General features: G+C 53.2%; 19 protein-coding genes. 6 read left to right on the top strand and 13 right to left on the bottom strand.

Going from position 1 to position 21,561, the window contains the following annotated elements; all coding sequences use genetic code 11:
* The first annotated feature begins 32 nt into the window (after positions 1-32).
* From FDW88_RS15465 to cmoB, 3 genes are read left to right on the top strand one after another with little or no spacing between them, the layout of a single operon-like run.
* On the top strand, positions 33-428 hold the full coding sequence (locus tag FDW88_RS15465) for an MAPEG family protein (RefSeq protein WP_096757440.1): 396 nt from the start codon (positions 33-35) through the stop codon (positions 426-428).
* 40 nt (positions 429-468) lie between these two features.
* Complete coding sequence (gene cmoA / locus FDW88_RS15460) at positions 469-1,212, top strand: carboxy-S-adenosyl-L-methionine synthase CmoA (RefSeq protein WP_096757441.1); 744 nt, start codon at positions 469-471, stop codon at positions 1,210-1,212.
* Positions 1,209-2,177 (top strand): tRNA 5-methoxyuridine(34)/uridine 5-oxyacetic acid(34) synthase CmoB, encoded by a 969-nt coding sequence (gene cmoB / locus FDW88_RS15455; RefSeq protein ID WP_115258776.1) that lies wholly within the window; start codon positions 1,209-1,211, stop codon positions 2,175-2,177. The genes cmoA and cmoB overlap by 4 nt, the downstream gene beginning before the upstream one ends.
* 232 nt (positions 2,178-2,409) lie before the next feature.
* Here cmoB and cutC read toward each other — a convergent pair whose 3' ends face one another.
* Both cutC and FDW88_RS15445 read right to left on the bottom strand, forming a co-directional pair.
* Positions 2,410-3,156, bottom strand: a complete 747-nt coding sequence (gene cutC, locus FDW88_RS15450; protein WP_137362886.1) for a copper homeostasis protein CutC — start codon at positions 3,154-3,156, stop codon at positions 2,410-2,412.
* Between the two features lie 2 nt (positions 3,157-3,158).
* Complete coding sequence (locus FDW88_RS15445) at positions 3,159-3,725, bottom strand: VOC family protein (protein ID WP_135912213.1); 567 nt, start codon at positions 3,723-3,725, stop codon at positions 3,159-3,161.
* Positions 3,726-3,963: 238 nt separating this feature from the next.
* Here FDW88_RS15445 and argS point away from each other — a divergent pair, with 238 nt between their 5' ends.
* Both argS and mrdA read left to right on the top strand, forming a co-directional pair.
* On the top strand, positions 3,964-5,697 hold the full coding sequence (gene argS, locus FDW88_RS15440; RefSeq protein WP_115258780.1) for an arginine--tRNA ligase: 1,734 nt from the start codon (positions 3,964-3,966) through the stop codon (positions 5,695-5,697).
* Between the two features lie 287 nt (positions 5,698-5,984).
* Positions 5,985-7,907, top strand: a complete 1,923-nt coding sequence (mrdA, locus tag FDW88_RS15435) for a penicillin-binding protein 2 (protein WP_137362885.1) — start codon at positions 5,985-5,987, stop codon at positions 7,905-7,907.
* Here mrdA and FDW88_RS15430 read toward each other — a convergent pair.
* The 10 genes from FDW88_RS15430 to tar all read right to left on the bottom strand — a co-directional run bounded on the left by FDW88_RS15430 (position 7,879) and on the right by tar (position 19,450).
* A complete protein-coding gene (locus FDW88_RS15430) occupies positions 7,879-9,018 on the bottom strand; it encodes a glycoside hydrolase family 105 protein (protein WP_117341926.1) in 1,140 nt (379 codons plus the stop codon). The two genes, mrdA and FDW88_RS15430, sit on opposite strands and share 29 nt — an antisense overlap.
* A 4-nt stretch (positions 9,019-9,022) precedes the next feature.
* Positions 9,023-10,606 carry an MFS transporter gene (locus FDW88_RS15425; RefSeq protein WP_117341925.1) on the bottom strand — a complete coding sequence of 528 codons (1,584 nt, stop codon included), beginning with the start codon at positions 10,604-10,606 and terminating at the stop codon, positions 9,023-9,025.
* A 265-nt stretch (positions 10,607-10,871) separates the two neighbouring features.
* Positions 10,872-11,264, bottom strand: coding sequence for a flagellar protein FlhE (flhe, locus tag FDW88_RS15420; RefSeq protein ID WP_115258784.1), 393 nt, complete (start codon positions 11,262-11,264; stop codon positions 10,872-10,874).
* Positions 11,264-13,342 (bottom strand): flagellar biosynthesis protein FlhA, encoded by a 2,079-nt coding sequence (flhA, locus tag FDW88_RS15415; RefSeq protein ID WP_137362884.1) that lies wholly within the window; start codon positions 13,340-13,342, stop codon positions 11,264-11,266. The genes flhe and flhA overlap by 1 nt, the downstream gene beginning before the upstream one ends.
* Positions 13,335-14,486: a flagellar biosynthesis protein FlhB gene (gene flhB, locus FDW88_RS15410; RefSeq protein WP_115258786.1), complete on the bottom strand. Its 1,152-nt coding sequence runs from the start codon at positions 14,484-14,486 to the stop codon at positions 13,335-13,337. Before flhB ends, flhA begins: the two co-directional genes overlap by 8 nt.
* 170 nt (positions 14,487-14,656) lie before the next feature.
* Entirely contained in the window at positions 14,657-15,301 is a 645-nt protein-coding gene (cheZ, locus tag FDW88_RS15405) for a protein phosphatase CheZ (RefSeq protein ID WP_096759429.1), read from the bottom strand.
* Positions 15,302-15,311: 10 nt separating this feature from the next.
* The gene (cheY, locus tag FDW88_RS15400; RefSeq protein WP_045444172.1) at positions 15,312-15,701 is read right to left on the bottom strand and encodes a chemotaxis response regulator CheY; all 390 of its coding nucleotides are present in this window, start codon (positions 15,699-15,701) and stop codon (positions 15,312-15,314) included.
* A 16-nt stretch (positions 15,702-15,717) separates the two neighbouring features.
* The gene (gene cheB / locus FDW88_RS15395) at positions 15,718-16,767 is read right to left on the bottom strand and encodes a protein-glutamate methylesterase/protein glutamine deamidase (protein ID WP_115258787.1); all 1,050 of its coding nucleotides are present in this window, start codon (positions 16,765-16,767) and stop codon (positions 15,718-15,720) included.
* A complete protein-coding gene (cheR, locus tag FDW88_RS15390) occupies positions 16,764-17,636 on the bottom strand; it encodes a protein-glutamate O-methyltransferase CheR (protein WP_117341923.1) in 873 nt (290 codons plus the stop codon). Before cheR ends, cheB begins: the two co-directional genes overlap by 4 nt.
* Positions 17,637-17,788: 152 nt before the next feature.
* A complete protein-coding gene (gene tar / locus FDW88_RS15385) occupies positions 17,789-19,450 on the bottom strand; it encodes a methyl-accepting chemotaxis protein II (RefSeq protein ID WP_137362883.1) in 1,662 nt (553 codons plus the stop codon).
* Positions 19,451-19,710: 260 nt separating this feature from the next.
* Here tar and FDW88_RS15380 point away from each other — a divergent pair, with 260 nt between their 5' ends.
* A complete protein-coding gene (locus FDW88_RS15380; RefSeq protein WP_115258790.1) occupies positions 19,711-20,970 on the top strand; it encodes a dicarboxylate/amino acid:cation symporter in 1,260 nt (419 codons plus the stop codon).
* Between the two features lie 69 nt (positions 20,971-21,039).
* Here FDW88_RS15380 and cheW read toward each other — a convergent pair whose 3' ends face one another.
* The gene (gene cheW, locus FDW88_RS15375; RefSeq protein WP_115258791.1) at positions 21,040-21,543 is read right to left on the bottom strand and encodes a chemotaxis protein CheW; all 504 of its coding nucleotides are present in this window, start codon (positions 21,541-21,543) and stop codon (positions 21,040-21,042) included.
* Positions 21,544-21,561 lie beyond the last annotated feature (18 nt).

Genomic DNA, 21,561 nt, shown 5'->3' with positions numbered 1-21,561 from the left:
AATGCCAGCAGCCATTTTAAAAGGGAGTTTGTATGGTAAGCGCGCTATATGCCGTACTGGGTGCGTTATTGTTGATTAAGTTCTCCTTTGACGTTGTCCGCCTGCGTATGCAGTATCGCGTGGCTTATGGCGACGGCGGTTTTAGCGAACTACAAAGTGCGATTCGCATTCACGGTAATGCGGTGGAATATATCCCCGTCGCATTAGTGTTGCTGTTATTTATGGAAATGAACGGCGCGGAAACGTGGATGGTGCATATTTGCGGGCTGATGTTAATTGCCGGTCGGCTGATGCATTATTACGGATTCCACCACCGTCTGTTCCGCTGGCGTCGTTCCGGCATGAGCGCCACCTGGTGCTCGCTGGTGCTAATGGTGCTGGCGAATCTCTGGTATATGCCCTGGGAGTTGGTTTTCTCCCTGCATTAGCGCACAATACGCCACTTTATTTTTCCCGGATTTTTACGTTATGTCTCACCGCGACACGCTTTTTTCTGCGCCTATCGCCAGTCTGGGTGACTGGACCTTTGATGAACGGGTAGCTGAAGTCTTCCCGGATATGATCCAGCGCTCCGTTCCCGGCTACTCCAACATCATTTCGATGATTGGTATGCTGGCCGAACGTTTCGTGCAACCCAACACGCAGGTCTACGATCTGGGCTGTTCATTGGGCGCCGCGACGCTCTCGGTGCGTCGCAGTATTCAGCATGACAATTGTAAAATTATTGCCGTCGACAACTCCCCGGCCATGGTTGAACGCTGCCGCCGCCATATTGACGCCTATAAAGCCCCTATTCCGGTCGAGGTTGTCGAAGGGGATATTCGCAACATTACTATTGAAAACGCCTCAATGGTGGTGCTGAATTTTACCCTGCAATTCCTTGAGCCAGCGGAGCGCCAGGCATTGTTGGATAAGATTTATCAGGGGCTGAATCCTGGGGGCGCGCTGGTGCTGTCGGAGAAATTCAGTTTCGAAGATGCAAAAGTGGGTGAGCTGTTGTTCAACATGCACCACGATTTCAAGCGGGCAAATGGCTACAGCGAACTGGAAATCAGCCAAAAGCGCAGCATGCTGGAAAACGTCATGCTGACCGACTCGGTCGAAACCCATAAAGCACGCCTGCATCAGGCTGGTTTTGAACACAGCGAACTGTGGTTCCAGTGCTTTAACTTTGGTTCTCTGGTGGCACTAAAAGCTGAGGTTGCGGCATGATCGACTTTGGTAACTTTTATCAGCTGATTGCCAAAAACCACCTTTCTCATTGGCTGGAAACGCTCCCGGCGCAAATTGCGAGCTGGCAGCGCGATCAGCATGGCCTGTTTAAGCAGTGGTCGAACGCGGTAGAGTTTTTGCCCGAACTGACACCGCACCGTCTGGACTTGCTGCACAGTGTCACCGCTGAAAGCGAAGAGCCGCTCAGCGACGGTCAGCTTAAACGCATTGATACATTAATGCGCAATTTGATGCCGTGGCGTAAAGGGCCATACTCACTGTATGGCGTCAATATCGACACCGAATGGCGTTCTGACTGGAAATGGGATCGCGTTCTGCCGCATTTATCCGACCTGACCGGACGGACGATCCTGGATGTCGGCTGCGGCAGCGGGTATCACATGTGGCGCATGATCGGTGCAGGCGCGCACCTGGCCGTTGGGATTGATCCGACCCAGTTATTCCTGTGTCAGTTCGAAGCGGTGCGAAAACTGCTGGGCAACGACCAGCGCGCGCATCTGCTGCCGCTGGGTATTGAACAGCTTCCGGCGTTGAACGCGTTTGATACCGTTTTCTCAATGGGCGTGCTCTATCACCGTCGTTCTCCACTGGAACATCTCTGGCAGTTGAAAGATCAACTGGTACAAGACGGTGAACTGGTACTGGAAACGCTGGTGGTTGAAGGGGACGAAAATACCGTGCTGGTGCCGGGTGACCGCTACGCACAAATGCGCAACGTCTACTTTATTCCGTCTGCTCTGGCGTTGAAAAACTGGCTGGAGAAGTGCGGTTTTGTTGATGTCCGCATTGCCGACGTGTGTGTGACCACTACCGAAGAACAGCGCCGCACCGAGTGGATGATTACCGAATCGCTGGCTGATTTCCTCGACCCGAACGACAGCAGTAAAACGGTAGAAGGGTACCCTGCCCCGCTGCGCGCGGTCTTGATTGCGCGTAAGCCGTGATGGATTGCCGGATGACCGTTACGTATAGCACCGTTTCTCCAAAATAGTTCAAGTTGCAGCAAGGCGGCAACACAGCAAATCCCCGGGAGCGTAGATAACTACGTGACCGGGGTGAGCAAGGCGGCCAACGCGGCTGCGGCTTGAAATATGAAGGAGAAAAAAAGGCCCCTGTAATTGCAGGGGCCTGGTACGAGCAAGCATCATATTGGGCGACATGATGCAACGGTAAAAATCAGCTGGCCCGATGGTGCGCAATAATCGCTTTCATTTCAGCAACCGCCGCCCCGTCTACCGCATAGCGGGAATATTCATCCGCTTGCGCATCCGAAGACATCGACAACCCCGTATTGCGATAACGCATGGGAGAAGCCAGCCATACTCCGGCAGAACTGTGGACTTCCTGCACACCGGCGTCGAGGAATAGAGACAAATTCGCAGCGCGAACCCCCGCTCCGGCCATAATGATTGGAGCACCGGGCTGTGCAATAAGTTCCATTATTTTTGTTAAACCTTGCGCAGCATCTGATTTTTGCCCGGAAGTCAGCACTCGGGCGACACCCAAATCAGATAAACTTTTCAGCGCATTTAAGGGGTTGGCACACATATCAAAGGCCCGATGAAACGTGACATTTAGCGTACCGGCTGCCCGCATAATTTTTTCCATGCGCGACATATCGACGTTGCCATCAACATCTAATAACCCGGTTACCAGCCCGGAGAATCCGAGATCTCTGACCATGGCGATATCATCCAGCATGGCGGCGAATTCACCGTCGGTATAGCAAAAATCCCCGCCGCGCGGGCGGATAATCGGATTGACGGGAATATCAATATGCTGACGAACGGTACGTAATACACCCAGTGATGGGGTTAAGCCCCCTTCTTTGGGTGCCGAACACAGTTCAATACGATCCGCGCCATTTTTTTGTGCCGTCAGCGCACACTCCATGCTGTAACAGCAGATTTCCAGCAGTGCCATGGTTACTCCTGTTGCTCGCTTGCCACAATCGTTTCAATTGACCATGGATGAAACTTGATAGTCACGCTGCCGTCGCTGACCGCCAGCGTCGGGTTCGGTAACCGCTCACGCTCGCCTTGTGGTGAACTGGTTTTCACAAAGATACCCGGCTGACTCAATCCTTCATCAGAAAGCAACGCCAGCGCTCGCGCATTCAACGTTTCCGGCTCGCCCGGCAGAACAATCTCAATATGCTCCCAACCCTCATGTGGGTAGCGTTTTTCACCCGGCCACGGCAACTCCACAATAGAAAACTGCCAGTGCGCCACGCACACCGGCTCATCCAGTTTGAACAGGCAAATCGGTCTGCCATTGATGATATTTTCCGACAACAGTTGGCCGCACTGTTCAAACCCGCGACGCCAGCGCTCTGCGGTAGTGTTTTGATGACAGCGCAGAGAGATGTGATCGGCTTCAAGCGGAGCAATATTCAAACCCAGACGGGTGGAAAGTTCAGTTAACGCCTGAGTGAAATGCCCTAAATCTGCGGAAATATCATGCAGTTCTGCAACGGTTTGCCAGTTCGCCATATTGAAAGCTCATATCCATGTTCAAAGCCGCTAATTTACTCTGTTGCGCAGTACCATCCAACCGCTGATTTTTTCAGGGACAAAATGAATGATTATGCGTCATTGCACTGCGTCTATTTTAGGCCGCGCGCGGCACGCACAATGCTGACGGCAACGGGCATTTGCAGTATACTCCCGGCCTAAATTCTTAATCTGGCGCGGTGTATAGTAAAGCGCTTCATAAATGTAAGGTATTCCGGTGAATATTCAGGCTCTTCTCTCAGAAAAAGTCCGTCAGGCCATGATTGCTGCAGGTGCGCCTGCAGATTGCGAACCTCAGGTTCGTCAGTCAGCAAAAGTACAGTTCGGCGATTATCAGGCTAATGGCATGATGGCAGTCGCTAAAAAACTGGGTATGGCGCCGCGACAACTGGCAGAGCAGGTGCTGACTCATCTGGATCTCAACGGGATTGCCAGCAAGGTTGAAATTGCGGGCCCGGGCTTTATCAATATTTTCCTCGATCCAGCATTCCTGGCGCAGCACGTGCAGCAGGCGCTGGCTTCCGATCGTCTGGGCGTTGCACAGCCAGAAAAGCAAACCGTTGTTGTTGACTACTCTGCGCCAAACGTGGCGAAAGAGATGCACGTAGGCCACCTGCGCTCCACCATCATCGGTGATGCGGCTGTCCGTACGCTGGAGTTTCTCGGCCATAAAGTCATCCGTGCAAACCACGTTGGCGACTGGGGAACCCAGTTCGGTATGCTCATCGCGTGGCTGGAAAAGCAGCAGCAGGAAAACGCGGGTGAAATGGCGCTGGCTGACCTTGAAGGTTTCTATCGTGACGCGAAAAAACATTACGACGAAGATGAAGAATTCGCCGAGCGCGCACGTAGCTACGTGGTGAAGTTGCAGGGTGGTGATGCTTACTTCCGCGAAATGTGGCGCAAACTGGTCGACATTACCATGTCGCAGAACCAGTTAACCTACGATCGTCTGAACGTGACGCTGACCCGCGACGACGTGATGGGCGAAAGCCTGTACAACCCGATGCTGCCAGGCATTGTTGCGGATCTCAAAGCCAAAGGCCTGGCCGTTGAAAGCGAAGGCGCGACTGTCGTATTCCTTGATGAGTATAAAAACAAGGAAGGCGAACCGATGGGCGTTATCATCCAGAAGAAAGATGGTGGTTATCTGTACACTACCACTGATATCGCCTGCGCCAAGTACCGTTACGAAACACTGCATGCCGATCGCGTGCTGTATTACATCGACTCCCGCCAGCATCAGCATTTAATGCAGGCATGGACCATCGTGCGTAAAGCCGGTTACGTGCCGGATTCCGTACCGCTGGAACACCACATGTTCGGCATGATGCTCGGCAAAGACGGTAAACCGTTCAAGACCCGCGCGGGTGGCACAGTTAAACTGGCCGATCTGTTGGATGAAGCGCTGGAGCGTGCACGTCGTCTGGTGGCAGAGAAGAACCCGGACATGCCTGCCGACGAGCTGGAAAAACTGGCGAATGCAGTCGGTATCGGCGCCGTGAAGTATGCAGATCTGTCGAAAAACCGTACCACGGATTACATCTTCGACTGGGATAATATGCTGGCCTTCGAAGGCAATACCGCACCGTACATGCAGTATGCCTACACCCGCGTACTGTCCGTGTTCCGTAAGGCAGATATCGACGAAAGTGCGCTGGCCAGCGCGAAGGTCATCATCAGTGAAGATCGTGAAGCCCAACTGGCGGCGCGTCTGCTGCAGTTTGAAGAAACGCTCACCGTCGTTGCACGTGAAGGTACACCGCACGTGATGTGCGCCTATCTGTACGATCTTGCCGGTTTGTTCTCTGGTTTCTACGAACATTGCCCAATCCTCAGCGCCGAGAGCGAAGAGATTCGTAACAGCCGCCTGAAGCTGGCACAGTTGACGGCGAAAACGCTGAAGCTGGGTCTGGATACGCTGGGTATCGAAACCGTAGAACGTATGTAATCACCACGAGTGATGTGAAAGCCCGCGCTATGTCGCGGGCTTTTTTATTTTCCCGAATGACCGCCCTCGTAGGTCTGATAAGCGAAGCGCCATCAGACGGTCAGGCGCAACTTGCCGGATGGCGGCGTAAACGCCTTATCCGGCCTACGAGAAACGGCTACGTTCACTGTAATTTGTTACAACTCACAAGGAATGACACATTTCCGTAGAGGGATGGAACATCTTTTACCTGTTATCCCATTTACACCTCCGTATCATTAGGCGGCGAATTAATCAGGTGTGGGTCCATGACATTCAGAGATTTTGAGGCGGAAGAGAAACTCTTTCAGCGACGGGTAATAGTGGCCTTTGGCCTGGTGGTCATCTGTTTTGGCATCCTGATTTATAACCTCTACAACTTACAAATTCGCGAGCATCAGTATTACACCACCCGCTCAAATGCCAATGACATCAAAATGCTGCCGGTTGCCCCAACGCGCGGCATCATTTACGATCGCAACGGTATCCCGCTGGTGCGCAACGTCACCTGGTACGATATTTCTGTCACTCCTTATAAAATCAACGATATGGATGCCTTGCTAAAGCAGCTAACGCCTATTGTTGACCTGACCCCTGATGAGATTGACCAGTTTCGCCACGATCTGAAATCCAGTAGTCGCTATCGCCCGGTGGTGCTCAAAAATGCGCTGACCGACGTGGAGATCGCCCGTTTCTCGGTTAATCAGTTTCATTTCAGCGGCGTCACCATCAATAGCTATGAAGATCGCCAATATCCGTATGGCGCAGAGTTGGCGCATGTGCTCGGCTATGTCTCTAAAATCAATGACAGCGACCTGAAAGCGTTGGATAAAAAGGGGCTGGCAGAAAACTACGCCGCCGATCACAACATTGGCAAGCAGGGGATCGAACACTATTACGAAAACGATCTGCACGGCAAAACGGGTTATCAAGAAGTCGAAGTCGATAACCACGGACGCATCGTACGCCTGATAAAAGATGTACCGCCTGTTGCCGGAAAGGACATCCACCTGACGCTGGATTTACACTTACAGGAATATATAGAGGGCCTGCTGGTCGGTCAGCGCGCCGCAGTACTGGTTGAAGATCCGCACGATGGCTCGGTGCTGGCGATGGTCTCTAACCCCAGCTATGATCCGAATCCGTTCGTCAAAGGTATCAGCTACCAGGACTACAACACGCTGCTGCAGGATAAAGACCTGCCGTTGATTAACCGCGTCACGCAAGGTTTGTACCCTCCCGCTTCCACGGTCAAGCCGTACATGGCGATGTCAGCATTGCTCAATGGCGTTATCACCCCGCAGACCAGCTTCTTTGGCGCGCCAACATGGACATTGCCCGGCACTGAGCGACATTATCGCGACTGGAAAAAAACCGGTCATGGCATGTTGGACGTGACCAAAGCAATTGAAGAGTCCGCTGATACGTTCTTCTATCAGGTGGCGTATATGATGGGCATTGACCGAATCAATAGCATGCTTAGCCAGTTTGGTTACGGTAAACCCACCGGCATCGATCTTGATGAAGAGTACAACGGGCTGTTACCGAGCCGCGACTGGAAACAACGGGTGCATAAAAAAGCCTGGTATCAGGGAGACACCATTTCGGTTGGTATCGGTCAGGGATACTGGATCGCCACGCCAATCCAGATGGTGAAAGCAATGGTGGCACTGATTAACAACGGGAAAGTGATTGCCCCTCACCTGTTGCAGGCTGAAGAGAGTGGTAAATCTGTTACGCCTTATCATGCCGCCACGGTACCGTCACAGATTGCCTCTCCCTCCTCGCCCTATTGGGGACTGGTACGCGAGGCGATGTTTGGCATGGCCAATGCGCCGAACGGGACAGGTTATAAATTTTTCCATACTGCACTTTACGGAATTGCGGCGAAAAGCGGAACCTCACAGGTTTTCAGCCTGAAAGAAAACCAGACTTACAATGCGAAGATGATCCCCATCCGCCTGCGTGACCACGTGTTCTACACCGCATTTGCACCCTACAAAAACCCGAAAGTCGCCGTGGCGTTGATTCTGGAAAACGGCGGCAGCGACGGCATTACCGCCGCGCCGGTTATGCGACAAATTATGGATCATCTGTTTGTGCCGCAGGACAACGCCGCACAAACAGAGGTAACTCAACAAACAGCGCCGTCGGACACCGATATTAAAAATACTTACGCAAGTATTCGGTGAGACACAGCATCGCCATCGCCTGGCCGTAAGGCATGGAGGTCAGCGGAATGTTGCGATAGAACTCGAGATTGTGCCCCATTCCGGTACCAAATGAGGTTTGCAGCAGCTCCCCTTCTGGTGAGATATGCTGCACAATGCCTTTGATGGCGAGTTCTGCTACCGCCGCATATTCCTGCCCGACATAACGCTTACGCACCGCTTTCAAAATCCCATAAGCAAATCCGGCGGTGGCTGACGCTTCAAGGTAAGAATGCGGATCGTCCAGCAACGTGTGCCACAGACCACTCTCATCCTGACACTTCGCCAGGGCCGCAATTTGCGCATTCAGTACCTGTACCAGATAGCGACGAACGGCATTATTCTCCGGTAAATCGACCAGTTCGAGGAACTCCGGAATAACAATAGTTAGCCAGCTGTTACCGCGCGCCCAGCGGGCGTTGGCAAAGTTATGATTTCCCTCATAGCTCCAGCCGTGGAACCACAGACCGGTTTCTTTATCCATCAGGTTTTGCACATGTAACAGGAACTGATACGTCGCCTCTTCAACGTACTCGGGGCGGTTGAGCAGTTTGCCAATCTTCGCCAGCGGTAACACCGTCATCATCAACGTGTCGTCCCACATCTGCTGATGATTCTCTTCCGCCAGCGTGATGTGCTGCATACCACCAAAATCGGTACGCGGCATGTCGTGCATCGCCCACTCAGCCCAGGAATCAAGCCACGGCAGATACGCCGGATTGCGCGTTTCTTCATAGCGATACGCCAGCGTCAGAAACGGCGCCATGGTATTGACGTTTTTAGTCGTCGCGCCTTCTGCAAAGCGGTCGGCAAACCAGCCATCGATGATATCGCGCATCGTTTCATCACCGGTTTGCTGGTAATACTGGTACATCCCGTACAGGCCGACGCCGTGCGTCCACTCCCATCCAGCCCACCCTTTGGTGTCAATAACGCGTCCGTCGTCCAGTCGCAGCAAGAACTCACCGCTCTCATCATGAATATTGACCAGATTATGCGTCACCTTCTTGATGAGCGTTTTTAACTCATCTCTGGCAATAAAATGTTCAGGTTGACGTAACAACGGGCTGTGTTTAACCGGATAAACAATCATTTACTTAACCTCTGTGCAATGTCGAATTCAATGCTGAGCCATGTTGCAGTGATGGCGCAGCAGGTTTATTACGATTCAGGTAACCAATATTGTTGTTACCCCAAAGTGATTCATACGGCATGCCTGAAAGCATCTCTACCGTTGCACGTCCTTCAGGAGTAAGCCCTTCTGGCACGGGGCGACCTGACTCACGCATTTTTGCAGTCTCTTCACGCAAGGTACTATGTGTTTGCAGATTCAGTTTGAAACGCAGAGACACCAGGAATCCCAACGCCAGTACAATCAACGTACCGCAGCTCAGAATGAACAGAATGGTATGGCTGACCGCAGCAGGTTGTTCACTCTGCCCGGAGACAAAACCCGATAACTGCATAACAATGCCGACCAGCATGACGGCCCCCGCCTGCGAGGCTTTGCGCGTTAAAGTCATGATGCCGGCAAAGATCCCTTCCCGACGCTGGCCTGTGATCACCTCGTCGACATCGGCGATATAGGTGTAGGTATTCCACGGAACATAATTGATGCCACCACGTCCCAGGCCCGCAACGGCGGAAACCAGCAGCAATAAGGCGTACACATCACTCAGCCCGGCGTAATACAACACCGCATAAGAGAGAGAACTCAGGCCAAACAGCACCACCACCATCCGGTAAGACGGGGCCGGTCCAAAGCGAATGCACAGCGGGATCATGGCGATAACCGCAATAAACTGGAAGATAGCCATGGTGCCCAGCAGGTTCGACGCCATAGAGGCTTCCTGCATCAACACAAACACCACATAGTAGGTAAAGACCGCGTTGAACACGTCCTGCGCGATATAACCACCAAGATACATGCCCAAATGTTGACGGAAAATGCGGATGCGCATCGTCGAACTTAGCTCAGTGAAAAGACGACTCATGCTCTGACGAAAGGTCAGGCTTTTCTTCTCTTCTTCAGCGCGAAGTGCCGCTTCGGTCCATTCTTCACGCGGGCGTTCCCAGGTAAAAAACCACACAAAGGTCAGCATCAGCGCGCACAGCACCGAAAACACCAGGCTGGCATAGAAAAATGAAACAGGATTGTGTTTACCAAACAGCGTCAACAGTACGCCAGGTAAGAACGAGGCCAGTATGGCTGACATCTGGGCCATAGAAATACGCGCGCCAGAAAACTTGGTTTTCTGTTTAAAATCATCGGTCATTTCCGGTACCAGCGTTTCATAGGGCACCAGAATCATGGTGTAAACCACATCAAACACCAGGTAGGTCAGCAGGTAGTACCAGAATCCCATGTCGCCGACCCACATCAGGGAGTAGCTAAAGACACAGGGAATCCCCAGCAGAATAAAAAACTTACGTCGGCCAAAGCGTTTACCAAGCCAGGTCGATCCAAAATTATCCGTTAAAAAGCCCATTAATGGGCTAACCACCGCATCCAGCACCCTGGCCGTTGCAAAAATAAACGTCGCCTCAATAGGCGTCAGGCCACAAAAAGTGGTGTAGAAATAGAGCAACCATGCGGCGGTCAGCGCCGTGGTCCCTGCGCCTAAAAAGTCACCTGCCCCATAGGCAAAATAATTTACCAACCCAATTTTACGTGTTCTCATTGCCGTTACCCCTGCACATTATTGGGAGGCCCCGCAATCCTCACTTCGATGCAGGACGTCCTTACACGGTCACAGTAAAAGTTAACCGCAAGGGAAACCTTTTTATTTCTGCCAGGGATAATCGCGAAATGGCAACAGCACAAAGAGTCCGGCAACGTAAGTCACCTATTTTATAAAACAGCGTTTCTTTTAAATCAAAGTGGCGGGTCAAAAAGTGCGAGACAGCCAGCAGTTTCATCTGCCAGCTGCGATGAAGAAGAGAGAATTAACGGTAGTTGACGATGACCTGATTACTTTGCACCTGTAAGGCCGGGATCAGGCGACCGCCGCCGGGCACCTCCCAGACAAAATGCATCGGCTCCACGGCAGGTACGTTATTAAATCCGTGAGTGGTGCCGCTTTGCCCGTCCAGCTCAACGCAGCGCGACTGCGAACATAAACGTACCCGCAGCCCCGCAGGCGTAGGGCCATTCAGCTCATAGCGCCAGGCTACCAGCGTCATCAACCCCGAGACGGGCTGGCCGGGAACCAAAGGCGCAGACGAGGCAGACTGCCCGCGGTGATTTAACGTAATGCCCATGCCACTAGCCTGCCAGGCGCCTTCTCCGGCGGCCTGCACTGCCAGAGGAAACAATAACAGCCACAGAAACTTACGCATTATTTACCTCCGATGGTCGCGGTCATGCGGATATGGCGGTTATCAGAAAGCTCCATGTTCGACAACACCACCAGCTGCGGTATGCTGCGGCGTAAAAAACGCGCCAGCAGAGGCCTCAATGCATGATTAACCAACAGCACCGGCGGCGCGCCCAACATTTCCTGGCGCGATAACGCTTCCTGAGTTTGCGCCAACAGTCGGTCTGCCAGCCCCGGCTCCAGGCCGCCGCCCCCTTGTAGGGCCTGCAGCAGCAAGCGCTCAAGTGGCGTATCCAGACCAATAACCTGAACTTCGTCGTTCCCCGGGAACCATTGCTGGGTAATCGCCCTTCCCAACGCCACGCGGACCACGGCAGTGAGTTCATGCGGATCGTTTTGCAGCGGCGCATGTTCAGCCAGCGTTTCGAGGATGGTGCGCATATCGCGAATCGGCACTTTTTCATCCAATAAATTCTGCAACACTTTATGTAGCGTGGTCAGCGTCACCACGCCAGGCACCAGATCCTCAGTCAGTTTCGGCATTTCCTGCGACACGCGGTCCAGCAATTGTTGCGCCTCCTGACGTCCAAACAGTTCGGCGGCAAACTGGCCAATCAGGTGATTCAGATGCGTGGCGACGACGGTACTGGCTTCCACCACCGTGAAGCCCTGGATTTGCGCCTGTTCTTTTAGCGCACTTTCAATCCAGATAGCGTCCAGACCAAAAGCCGGATCAACCGTTTTCTCACCCGGCAGCGATCCCGCTGCCGTACCAGGGTTGATGGCCAGCCAGCGTCCCGGATAGGCATCCCCGCTGCCAATTTCTACCCCTTTCATCAGGATGCGATAGCGCGCAGGCTGCAGATCCATATTGTCGCGGATGTGCACCACCGGCGGCAGGAAGCCCATATCCTGGGCAAATTTCTTACGAATACTGCGAATTCGTCCCAGCAACTCGCCATCTTGCTGAAAATCCACCATTGGGATCAGGCGATACCCCACTTCCATTCCCAGCGAGTCTTCCAGTTGGACATCGTTCCAGGTCGCTTCCACCACCGCATTATTTTCCGGCATTTTGATCGTCTGAGGTTCCGCAGGGGCTTTTGTCTCGCGACCGCGCAGCCACCAGGCCAACCCCAATAGCGCTGCGGTAAACATCAGAAATACCAGGTTTGGCATGCCTGGTACCAGGCCCAGTAAACCGAGCACCGCCGCACTGAGCACCATCACGCTGGGGTTACTGAACAGCTGGGTGACCATCTGTTCGCCGACATCCTGATCGGTACTGACGCGCGTCACGATAACGCCCGCCGCGGTGGAGATAACCAGCGCCGGGATTTGGGCGACCAGACCGTCACCGATGGTCAGCAAGGTGTAGCTTTCAGCCGCACTGCCCATACTCATACCGTGTTGTAATACGCCTACCAGCAGGCCGCCGACCACGTTAATCACCATGATCAGAATACCGGCAACGGCGTCCCCGCGAACGAATTTACTCGCACCGTCCATAGAGCCGTAAAAATCAGCTTCCTGGGTCACTTCTGAACGACGTTTTTTGGCTTCATCTTCCCCAATCAGTCCGGCATTGAGATCGGCATCAATCGCCATCTGTTTACCGGGCATACCGTCCAGCACAAAGCGTGCGCCAACTTCGGCAATACGACCGGCACCTTTGGTGATAACCATAAAGTTGATAATGACAAGAATGACAAAAACCACGATACCGATGGCAAAGTTACCGCCCACCAGGAAGTGACCAAACGCTTCAACCACCTTCCCCGCCGCCGCCGAACCGGTATGCCCTTCCATCAAAATAATACGCGTCGAGGCAACGTTCAGCGCCAGGCGTAATAATGTGGTGAACAGCAAAATGGTCGGGAAGGCAGCGAATTCGAGCGTGCGCTGGGTGAACATCGCCACCAGCAACACCATGATCGACAACGCAATATTAAAGGTAAACAGTAAATCAAGGATGAACGCTGGCAGCGGCAGCACCATCATCGACAAGATAAGCAGGATGAGGATCGGCCCGGCAAGAATCTGCCATTGTGTGGATTTCAGGTTGCCGGGCAGGCGCAGCATCGCGACCAGATTAGCCATCAGTATTCTTCTCGTTCATAAAATCCAGTGCTTCAGGCACCGGAAGGTTTCCAGGTTGCGGTGGCGGCTTGCCGCCCGCCAGACGCCAGCGTTTTAATTGCCATACCCACGCCAGCACTTCTGCGACGGCAGCATACAGCTGGCCGGGTATTTGCTGACCAATCTCAGCATGGCGATATAACGCACGGGCCAGCGGTGGTGCTTCTAAGGTTGGGACTCGATGTTCCGCGCCAATTTCGCGAATACGCAACGCGACCAGCCCCGCCCCTTTGGCGACGACGCGTGGCGCACTCATTTTGTTTTCGTCATATTGCAAGGCGACCGAATAGTGTGTGGGGTTAGTCACAATGACGTCGGCTTTCGGCACATCCGCCATCATGCGTCGCTGCGCTACCGCACGCTGCATCTGGCGAATTTTGCCTTTAACGTGCGGGTCACCTTCGCTTTGTTTATATTCATCGCGAATATCCTGGCGTGACATGCGCAGCTTTTTCACATGGCTGTAAATTTGGAAAAAAACGTCAAACCCCACCATCGGGATCACCCCGAGCACCACCAGCAGCGCACACATGCCAACTAAATCAAGGGCATTACCCATTGCGGTAATCGGCGATTCGGCCATCAATCGCATCATCTCCGGCCACTTGTGCCAGAGATAGAATCCAGCCACGCTGCCAACCAGCGTAGATTTCAGGATGGCTTTCAGCAGTTCAGCACCGGTTTGCGCAGAAAACATGCGCTTGATACCCGGCAGCGGATTCAGCTTCGAAAATTTGGGTTGCAGCGATTTACCGCTGAAGATCAAACCGCCCAACATCACCGGCGAGATCAATGCCACCAGCACCACACCAGTAATCAGCGGTAACAGCGCAATCATGGCGTCTTTAATCAGCAGAATGATTTGGCTGAGGATCAGATTAGGGTCGTTGACCATACTGTGGTCAAAACGCAGCCCGGCCGACAGCATACCCGCCAATCTGCGGGCCAGCGACTCCCCGCCGATCCAGATAATGCACACGCCCACCAGCAAAATAAGCAGTGAGGTCAGCTCTTTGGAACGGGGGATCTGCCCATCTTCCCGCGCTTTTTCAAGTCGGTGGGGTGTGGGGGCTTCTGTTTTGTCGTCGTCGCTTTCTTCTGCCACGCATCAGACCCTGGATAGAGACACAGGCGAGAATGATGCCAGAACAGCGACACAGCAATGGCGAGAGTAAGCGGTAAAAAAGACGGGGTTTATGACGTTAACCCCTACAGACGGTAGAGAGTATGCAGACCGGAAGAGAAGCGGTTGCCCCTACATCCGGCCTGCACGAATCAGAACCCGAGACTGTCCAGCAGGTCGTCAACCTGATCCTGACTTGCCACAACGCCGGCTTTCGAGGTGTCAACCTGCGGGCCGTTCAGCAAACTTTCGTTTTCACGTTTTGGACGGGCGCCCTGCTCAGGGATGTTCTCCAGCAGCACCATTAACAGCTGGCGCTCAATTTCCTGAATAACGTCCATCATGCGCTTGATAACCTGGCCGGTAAGGTCCTGGAAATCCTGCGCCATCATAATGTCGAGCAGCTGAGCATTGGTAAAACTGGTGTGTCCAGGGACATCACCGAGGAACTGACGGGTGTCGGTCACCAGTTCACGGGCATCAGACAGTTCAATCGGATTCTCGAACCATTCGTCCCAGCGTTTACTCAGGGTTTTGGCCCCTTTTTCCATTGCGTCCTGGTGTGGCTGCGAGGCTTCTACGCTGTTCAGCGCACGCTCTGCTGCCTGTGCGGTCATCTGCACAACGTAATCCAGACGATCGCGCGCATCCGGGATCGCTTCCGCCGCTTCAGCAATGGCCTGATCCAGCCCCAGTTCACGCAGGCTGTCGCGCAGCATTCGGGTCAGACTACCGATGCGCGCGATGATATCCCCTGCTGAATGTTCATCAACAGGTTTAATTTGTGGTTGCATCATCATCACACCCTCACATGCCCAGTTTCTCAAAGATTTTATTGAGTTTCTCTTCCAACGTCGCCGCCGTGAAAGGCTTCACCACGTAACCACTGGCACCGGCTTGCGCGGCGGCAATAATGTTCTCTTTCTTCGCCTCCGCGGTCACCATCAGCACCGGCAGAGAAGACATACCGCCGTCGGCACGAATGGTTTTCAGCAATTCCAGTCCGTCCATGTTTGGCATGTTCCAGTCAGAAATGACAAAACCAAATCCCCCTGCCTGCAGCTTATTCAGGGCATCCACACCGTCTTCGGCTTCTTCAACATTGTTGAATCCCAGCTCCTTTAACAGGTTGCGCACGATGCGACGCATGGTGGAAAAGTCATCCACAACCAGAAATCTCAGCTCTTTATCCGCCATAAAATACTGCTCCTCATTAAATACGTATTGCCTGTCCGGCACTGATTTTCGCCAGCATCTGCTGGCTTACCTGGCTAAGATCGACCACTTCGCTCACGCCACCCATATTGATGGCCTCGCGCGGCATGCCGAACACCACACAACTTGCTTCGTTTTGCGCAATGGTCCAGGCGCCTGCCTGGTGCATCGCTAACATTCCGGCGGCACCATCGTTGCCCATGCCTGTGAGGATCACGCCCACGGCGTTGCGCCCCGCCTGTTTTGCCACCGAATGAAACAGCACATCCACAGAAGGCCGATGCCGGTTAACCGGCGGCCCATCATGAATTTTGATCACATAGTTCGCCCCGCTGCGAGCCAACTCCATATGTTTGTCACCAGGGGCGATATACGCATGTCCCGGCAATACACGTTCGCCGTCTTCCGCCTCTTTCACGCTGATCTGACACAGTTTGTTCAGGCGCTCGGCAAATGAGCGAGTAAAACCTGGAGGCATATGTTGGGTGATGATGACCGCCGGACTGGAAAGCGGTAGCGGCTGTAGCACATGGCGTATCGCCTCCGTTCCCCCGGTCGACGCGCCAATAGCGATCAGTTTTTCAGAACTGAGCAACGGCACCGCTTTCAGCGTCTTCGGCGCGGCAATTGGTTTATGTGCCGCCAGACGCGCGCGGGATGCCGTACGCACTTTCTCGGCAATCATCTCGCTGTAGGCCAGCATCCCTTCGCGGATCCCCAGTTGCGGTTTGGTGACGAAATCAATCGCCCCCAACTCCAGCGCCCGCAGCGTGACTTCTGAGCCTTTTCCGGTCAGAGAAGAGACCATCACCACCGGCATCGGACGTAATCGCATCAACTTCTCAAGAAAATCGAGGCCGTCCATACGCGGCATTTCCACATCCAGCGTCAGGACATCAGGATTAAATTTTTTGATCAAATCCCGCGCAACCAGCGGATCGGGTGCCGTCGCGACCATCTCCATATCGCTGTGGCTGTTAATAATTTCAGTCATGATTTGACGCATCAATGCGGAATCGTCGACCGACAAAACCCTGATTTTACTCATGATTTATCCTTACCCGGCGCATGCGCATACACCGTTTGTCCGCGCAGGCTAAACTCGCGCACGAGGTTGCTAAAGTTTTCTGAGTGACCGGCAAACAACAGCCCATCCGGCTTCAGGAGTGGAACAAACCGGTGCAAAATGTCCTGCTGCGTCGTTTTATCAAAATAGATCATGACGTTACGACAAAATATGGCGTCGAACGGACCGGGCACGTTGTATTTTTTATCCAGTAAATTCACGCTGGAGAATTCAACATGGCTCGCCAGTTCCTGACGCACACGCACCAGTCCTTCATGCGGTCCGGTACCACGCATGAAATAACGCTGTAACTGTTGTGGCGACAGCGTTTTCAGTTCATCGAGGCGGTAAATGCCGTTTCTGGCTTTTTCCAGCACTTCGGTATCAATATCGCTGGCAAAAACGCGCCAGCGTCCAGGTGCCATACCCAACGTATCTGCCAGCGTGATCGCGATACTGTAGGGTTCTTCACCGGTAGAGGCCGCGGCGCTCCAGACACGGTATTCGCCGCTGCATCGACGCGCGTGGTCAGTCAGCACCGGAAAATGATGTCCTTCGCGGAAAAAAGCGGTCAGGTTGGTGGTCAGGGAATTAATAAACGCCTGCCACTCAGCGCTGTTCTGGTTGGCTTCCAGCATGCTGAGATAGCGACCAAAGTCGTCCAACTCCAGGGTACGCAAGCGACGCACCAGGCGGTTATACACCATGTCCCGCTTGTGGTCGGCCAGCACGATACCCGCGCGCTGGTAGATTAATTGACATATCCGACGAAAATGCGCGTCAGACAGCGCGAGGCGCTGTGTCATCTGTAACAATAATGACGTTTGCCCGGAGGGCAGAGATGATGTCATAGCGCCTTCTCAATCACATTCAGGATACAACGGGCACAGCCTGTGCTGCGCCAATTCGTGTTGTGTTACGGTTTGCTCTTCATGCTTAAAAACACGATGCAGGCAGAAAGAGACTCTGCCCGCTCGACTTACTATCCGGTGTTAGCTCCCGGTTAAAATGTTTCCCAATTGCTATCGGGTTCAGTACTTTGCTGGCGCGGGTATGACGCAGGGGCCGCTGTTGAAGATGGCCGTACATCGCGAGATTTAGCCGACAGTGGGCGTGCAGCCAGGCGGAAAGCCGATACCGACTGGGTCAGACGGCTGGCCTGTTCTTCGAGTGCAGCAGCAGCAGCAGCCGACTCCTGCACCAGCGAGGCGTTCTGCTGCGTCACACGATCCATCTCGGATACGGCGAGCGCAACCTGGTCGATACCACGGCTTTGTTCGTCAGACGCTGAGGCGATTTCTCCCATGATGTCGGTGACACGGGTTACCGCATTGACGATGTCATTCATGGTTTCCCCGGCACTCTCTACCAATACCGAGCCGGTATCGACCCGAGAAACGGAGTCTTCGATCAGGGCTTTGATCTCTTTCGCCGCCTGCGCGCTGCGGCTTGCCAGATTACGCACTTCTCCCGCCACCACGGCGAAACCACGGCCCTGTTCACCGGCGCGTGCGGCCTCAACCGCCGCGTTCAGCGCAAGAATATTGGTCTGGAAGGCAATGCCGTCGATTACGCTGATGATGTCAGCAATTTTCTTCGAGCTATCAGCGATTTCGTGCATGGTGTTTACCACGCCATCGACTACCTTGCCGCCATGCTGCGCGGTATCGGAAGCGCTTTTCGCCAGTTGCGAAGCCTGACGGGCGTTGTCCGCATTTTGCTTCACCGTCGCCGTTAGTTGTTCCATGCTGGCCGCCGTCTCTTCCAACGCAGAAGCCTGCTGCTCGGTGCGCGACGAAAGGTCGGTATTACCGCTGGCAATTTCGCTGGTGCCGGAATAGATCGCATCGGAACCTTCCCGCACCAGGGTCACCGTTTCAATAAGCGATCGCTGCATATGATCAACCGTGCTGGCCAACTCACCAATTTCATTGCGCCCGCTAACGGTTAATGACGTGGTTAAGTTGCCGCTGGCTATTTCGCGGATATGGGCAATAACGCGGGCCAGAGGGTTAAGCAAGGTATGACGGATGCCGTACCACACCACCATCAGGATCAGCACCAGCACCACGGCCAGAACGCCGAGCTGCCATTGGGCAAACTGGTAATCCTGCGCGCTTTCATCAAACGCCTGCAGATAGAGTTTTTCACTGACGCCAGCATATTTCACGAGCGCCTCACCCAGTGCGTTTTGCATACCCTGGGTCGGCTGAGCAAAAAAACCATCCATGTTGCCGGTTTCCAGAAACTGCACCAGCTCCGTTAATGCTGCGTGATACTGCTGATATTTCTCATCAACGTTACCGCTGGCTTCTGCCATCTCCGGTAATGGCGTGATGCTTTTGAATTTTGCGTAATGCGTTTCTGCCTGCGCCAACGTACCTTTCGCATTCTTCAACAGATCGTTCTTCACACTGCTCTGTTGGTTAGAAGCATCCATCATCATGCGCGCAGAGGATCGGCTCAGGTTAATGCGCGTTTGCAGCATTAAGTCCCATGTTGAGGTGAGTTCACTTTGCTGTTGACGTAAATCGTTAGAAATAACAAAACTTTGCTGATTCTGCTGCAATGAGGAAAACAACAGACCACCGGAAACAAGCTGTAGCAGTGCGAAAACCCCCAGCACCATCATCAGCATTGTGACAACGCGGATACGGTTAAACATAAGGCACCTTCCTGAAAACGAGTTATCAACATTATCGGCACCCGCCCGAATAACTTTACGTTTGCAAAAAGGAAATCCTGCAGGAAAAAGAGGCGTGAAAACGCAGATGCTCAAACACCACAACAAAATGGATAAAAAATTAAAAAAAGTTGTACCGATCCTGACTTTGATTTATATGATGAATGCTTTGCTACCACTTAATAAGTACAAAAAATGTGTAGCAGGGGAATAACTATTACATCATCACAGAGGGATTTTTAGTGGCAAATGCAAACAAACTCACGTTGTTCATCGTGGTCTTTATGCTGGCGGGCATCCTGTCAGGCGCGGTGATCCACTCCTGGGCCTCACCGGGCGTAGTAACCGCCTGGGCTGATAATATTACGCTGCTCACCGACATTTTCTTGCGGCTCATTAAAATGGTCATTGCGCCGTTAGTCTTCAGTACGCTAACCGTCGGCATTATGCGACTGGGAGAGACATCCACCATTGGTCGCGTCGGGGGCAAAGCCATGCTCTGGTTTATCAGTTCCTCCGTGCTGTCTATTTTGGTGGGTCTTTTTGTCGTCTCCCTTGAACAACCGGGGAGCGGGCTGAACCTGGCCATTCCACTGGAAGCCACCGATACAGGCCTCGCCGTCAGCGGCATGAGCCTGAAAGGTTTTCTCACTCACACGATCCCGACCAGCATTGCCGAAGCAATGGCCAATAATGAGATCCTGCAAATCGTGGTGTTCTCGATGTTCTTCGGTATTGGCGGGGCCTCACTCGGTGAGAAATTTAACGCACCGCTGGTTGCCGCACTGGATGTGGTTTCCCACATTATGTTGAAGGTAACCGGGTATGTAATGTACGTGGCTCCGCTGGCAATTTTTGCCGCCATCTCCTCCGTCATCGCCACCCAAGGGCTGGGAATTCTGCTCAACTATGCCTCGTTCATCGGCGGCTATTACCTAGCGATTGTGCTGACCTGCCTGGTGCTGCTCGCGGTCGGCTACGTGGTGTTGAAAAAAGAGGTATTTCGTCTGGTCAGCATGCTGAAAGATCCAGTGCTGGTGGCCTTCACCACCAGTAGCTCTGAAGCCGCGTATCCCAAAACGCTCGAGCAACTGACGAAATTTGGCTGCTCACGCAACATCGTGTCATTCGTGCTGCCGATCGGCTACTCGTTTAACCTGGTCGGCTCAATGGTGTACTGCTCCTTTGCATCAATGTTTATTGCGCAGGCCTATAATATTCACCTTTCTTTCGCCGAAATCACCGTGCTGATGCTAACGTTGATGTTAGCCTCAAAAGGGATTGCCGGCGTGCCGCGTTCGGCGTTGGTGGTGCTGGCAGCAACAATTCCCAGTTTTAATATTCCGGTTGCAGGCATTCTGTTACTGATGGGTATCGACCACTTCCTCGATATGGGGCGCTCGGCGATTAACGTGTTAGGCAACGGGATTGCCACCGCAATGCTTGCGCGGAATGAAGGGTTACTGGAAGAAGAACCTGAACTGGTTGAGCAGGAAGCGTAACGGTTGAGGGAGCCGGATGGCGATATGCATATCCGGCCTACAACGACGATCGTTGTAGGCCGGAGGCGGTTAGGCGACGTGACTTGCAGCAATATCCAGCAATGCCATTTCATCGCTGTTCAGCAACTTCTCGATATTAACCAAAATCAGCATCCGATCGCCCAGTGCGCCCAGCCCCGTCAGGTATTCCGTTGACAGCGTAACCGCAAATTCTGGTGCCGGGCGAATCTGATCGGTCGTCAGCGACAACACATCCGACACACCATCCACCACGATCCCCACCACGCGTTGACCCAGATTCAGCACAATCACCACGGTGTTCTCGTTATAGTCAACGTCGCTCTGGCTGAACTTCACGCGCAGGTCAACGATAGGCACAATCACACCGCGCAGGTTGGTCACCCCTTTAATAAAAGACGGTGTATTAGCGATACGCGTGACCTGATCATAACCACGAATTTCCTGCACTTTCAGAATATCGATACCGTACTCTTCATCCCCTAGCGTAAACACGAGGAATTCCTGACCTGACGGTTCGCCGGCCAGTTTAGTTACATTACTCATACCGGTCATATTATTCCCTTTCTCACT

This window comes from Citrobacter sp. wls829 (assembly GCF_005280825.1).
In the GTDB taxonomy this organism is placed as follows: domain Bacteria; phylum Pseudomonadota; class Gammaproteobacteria; order Enterobacterales; family Enterobacteriaceae; genus Citrobacter; species Citrobacter gillenii.
Note: the sequence above shows the minus strand (reverse complement) of the source record. Positions and strands in the feature narration are given on the sequence as shown.

What these genes read in the sequence shown, in the direction of transcription:
- mrdA (WP_137362885.1), top strand. Translation starts at nt 5,985, where the DNA reads ATGACATTCAGAGATTTTGAGGCGGAAGAGAAACTCTTTCAGCGACGG.
- FDW88_RS15445 (WP_135912213.1), bottom strand. Translation starts at nt 3,725, where the DNA reads ATGGCGAACTGGCAAACCGTTGCAGAACTGCATGATATTTCCGCAGAT.
- flhe (WP_115258784.1), bottom strand. Translation starts at nt 11,264, where the DNA reads ATGCGTAAGTTTCTGTGGCTGTTATTGTTTCCTCTGGCAGTGCAGGCC.
- cutC (WP_137362886.1), bottom strand. Translation starts at nt 3,156, where the DNA reads ATGGCACTGCTGGAAATCTGCTGTTACAGCATGGAGTGTGCGCTGACG.
- cmoB (WP_115258776.1), top strand. Translation starts at nt 1,209, where the DNA reads ATGATCGACTTTGGTAACTTTTATCAGCTGATTGCCAAAAACCACCTT.
- flhA (WP_137362884.1), bottom strand. Translation starts at nt 13,342, where the DNA reads ATGGCTAATCTGGTCGCGATGCTGCGCCTGCCCGGCAACCTGAAATCC.
- cheZ (WP_096759429.1), bottom strand. Translation starts at nt 15,301, where the DNA reads ATGATGCAACCACAAATTAAACCTGTTGATGAACATTCAGCAGGGGAT.
- FDW88_RS15425 (WP_117341925.1), bottom strand. Translation starts at nt 10,606, where the DNA reads ATGAGAACACGTAAAATTGGGTTGGTAAATTATTTTGCCTATGGGGCA.
- cheB (WP_115258787.1), bottom strand. Translation starts at nt 16,767, where the DNA reads ATGAGTAAAATCAGGGTTTTGTCGGTCGACGATTCCGCATTGATGCGT.
- cheR (WP_117341923.1), bottom strand. Translation starts at nt 17,636, where the DNA reads ATGACATCATCTCTGCCCTCCGGGCAAACGTCATTATTGTTACAGATG.
- FDW88_RS15465 (WP_096757440.1), top strand. Translation starts at nt 33, where the DNA reads ATGGTAAGCGCGCTATATGCCGTACTGGGTGCGTTATTGTTGATTAAG.
- cmoA (WP_096757441.1), top strand. Translation starts at nt 469, where the DNA reads ATGTCTCACCGCGACACGCTTTTTTCTGCGCCTATCGCCAGTCTGGGT.
- FDW88_RS15430 (WP_117341926.1), bottom strand. Translation starts at nt 9,018, where the DNA reads ATGATTGTTTATCCGGTTAAACACAGCCCGTTGTTACGTCAACCTGAA.
- cheY (WP_045444172.1), bottom strand. Translation starts at nt 15,701, where the DNA reads ATGGCGGATAAAGAGCTGAGATTTCTGGTTGTGGATGACTTTTCCACC.
- cheW (WP_115258791.1), bottom strand. Translation starts at nt 21,543, where the DNA reads ATGACCGGTATGAGTAATGTAACTAAACTGGCCGGCGAACCGTCAGGT.
- tar (WP_137362883.1), bottom strand. Translation starts at nt 19,450, where the DNA reads ATGTTTAACCGTATCCGCGTTGTCACAATGCTGATGATGGTGCTGGGG.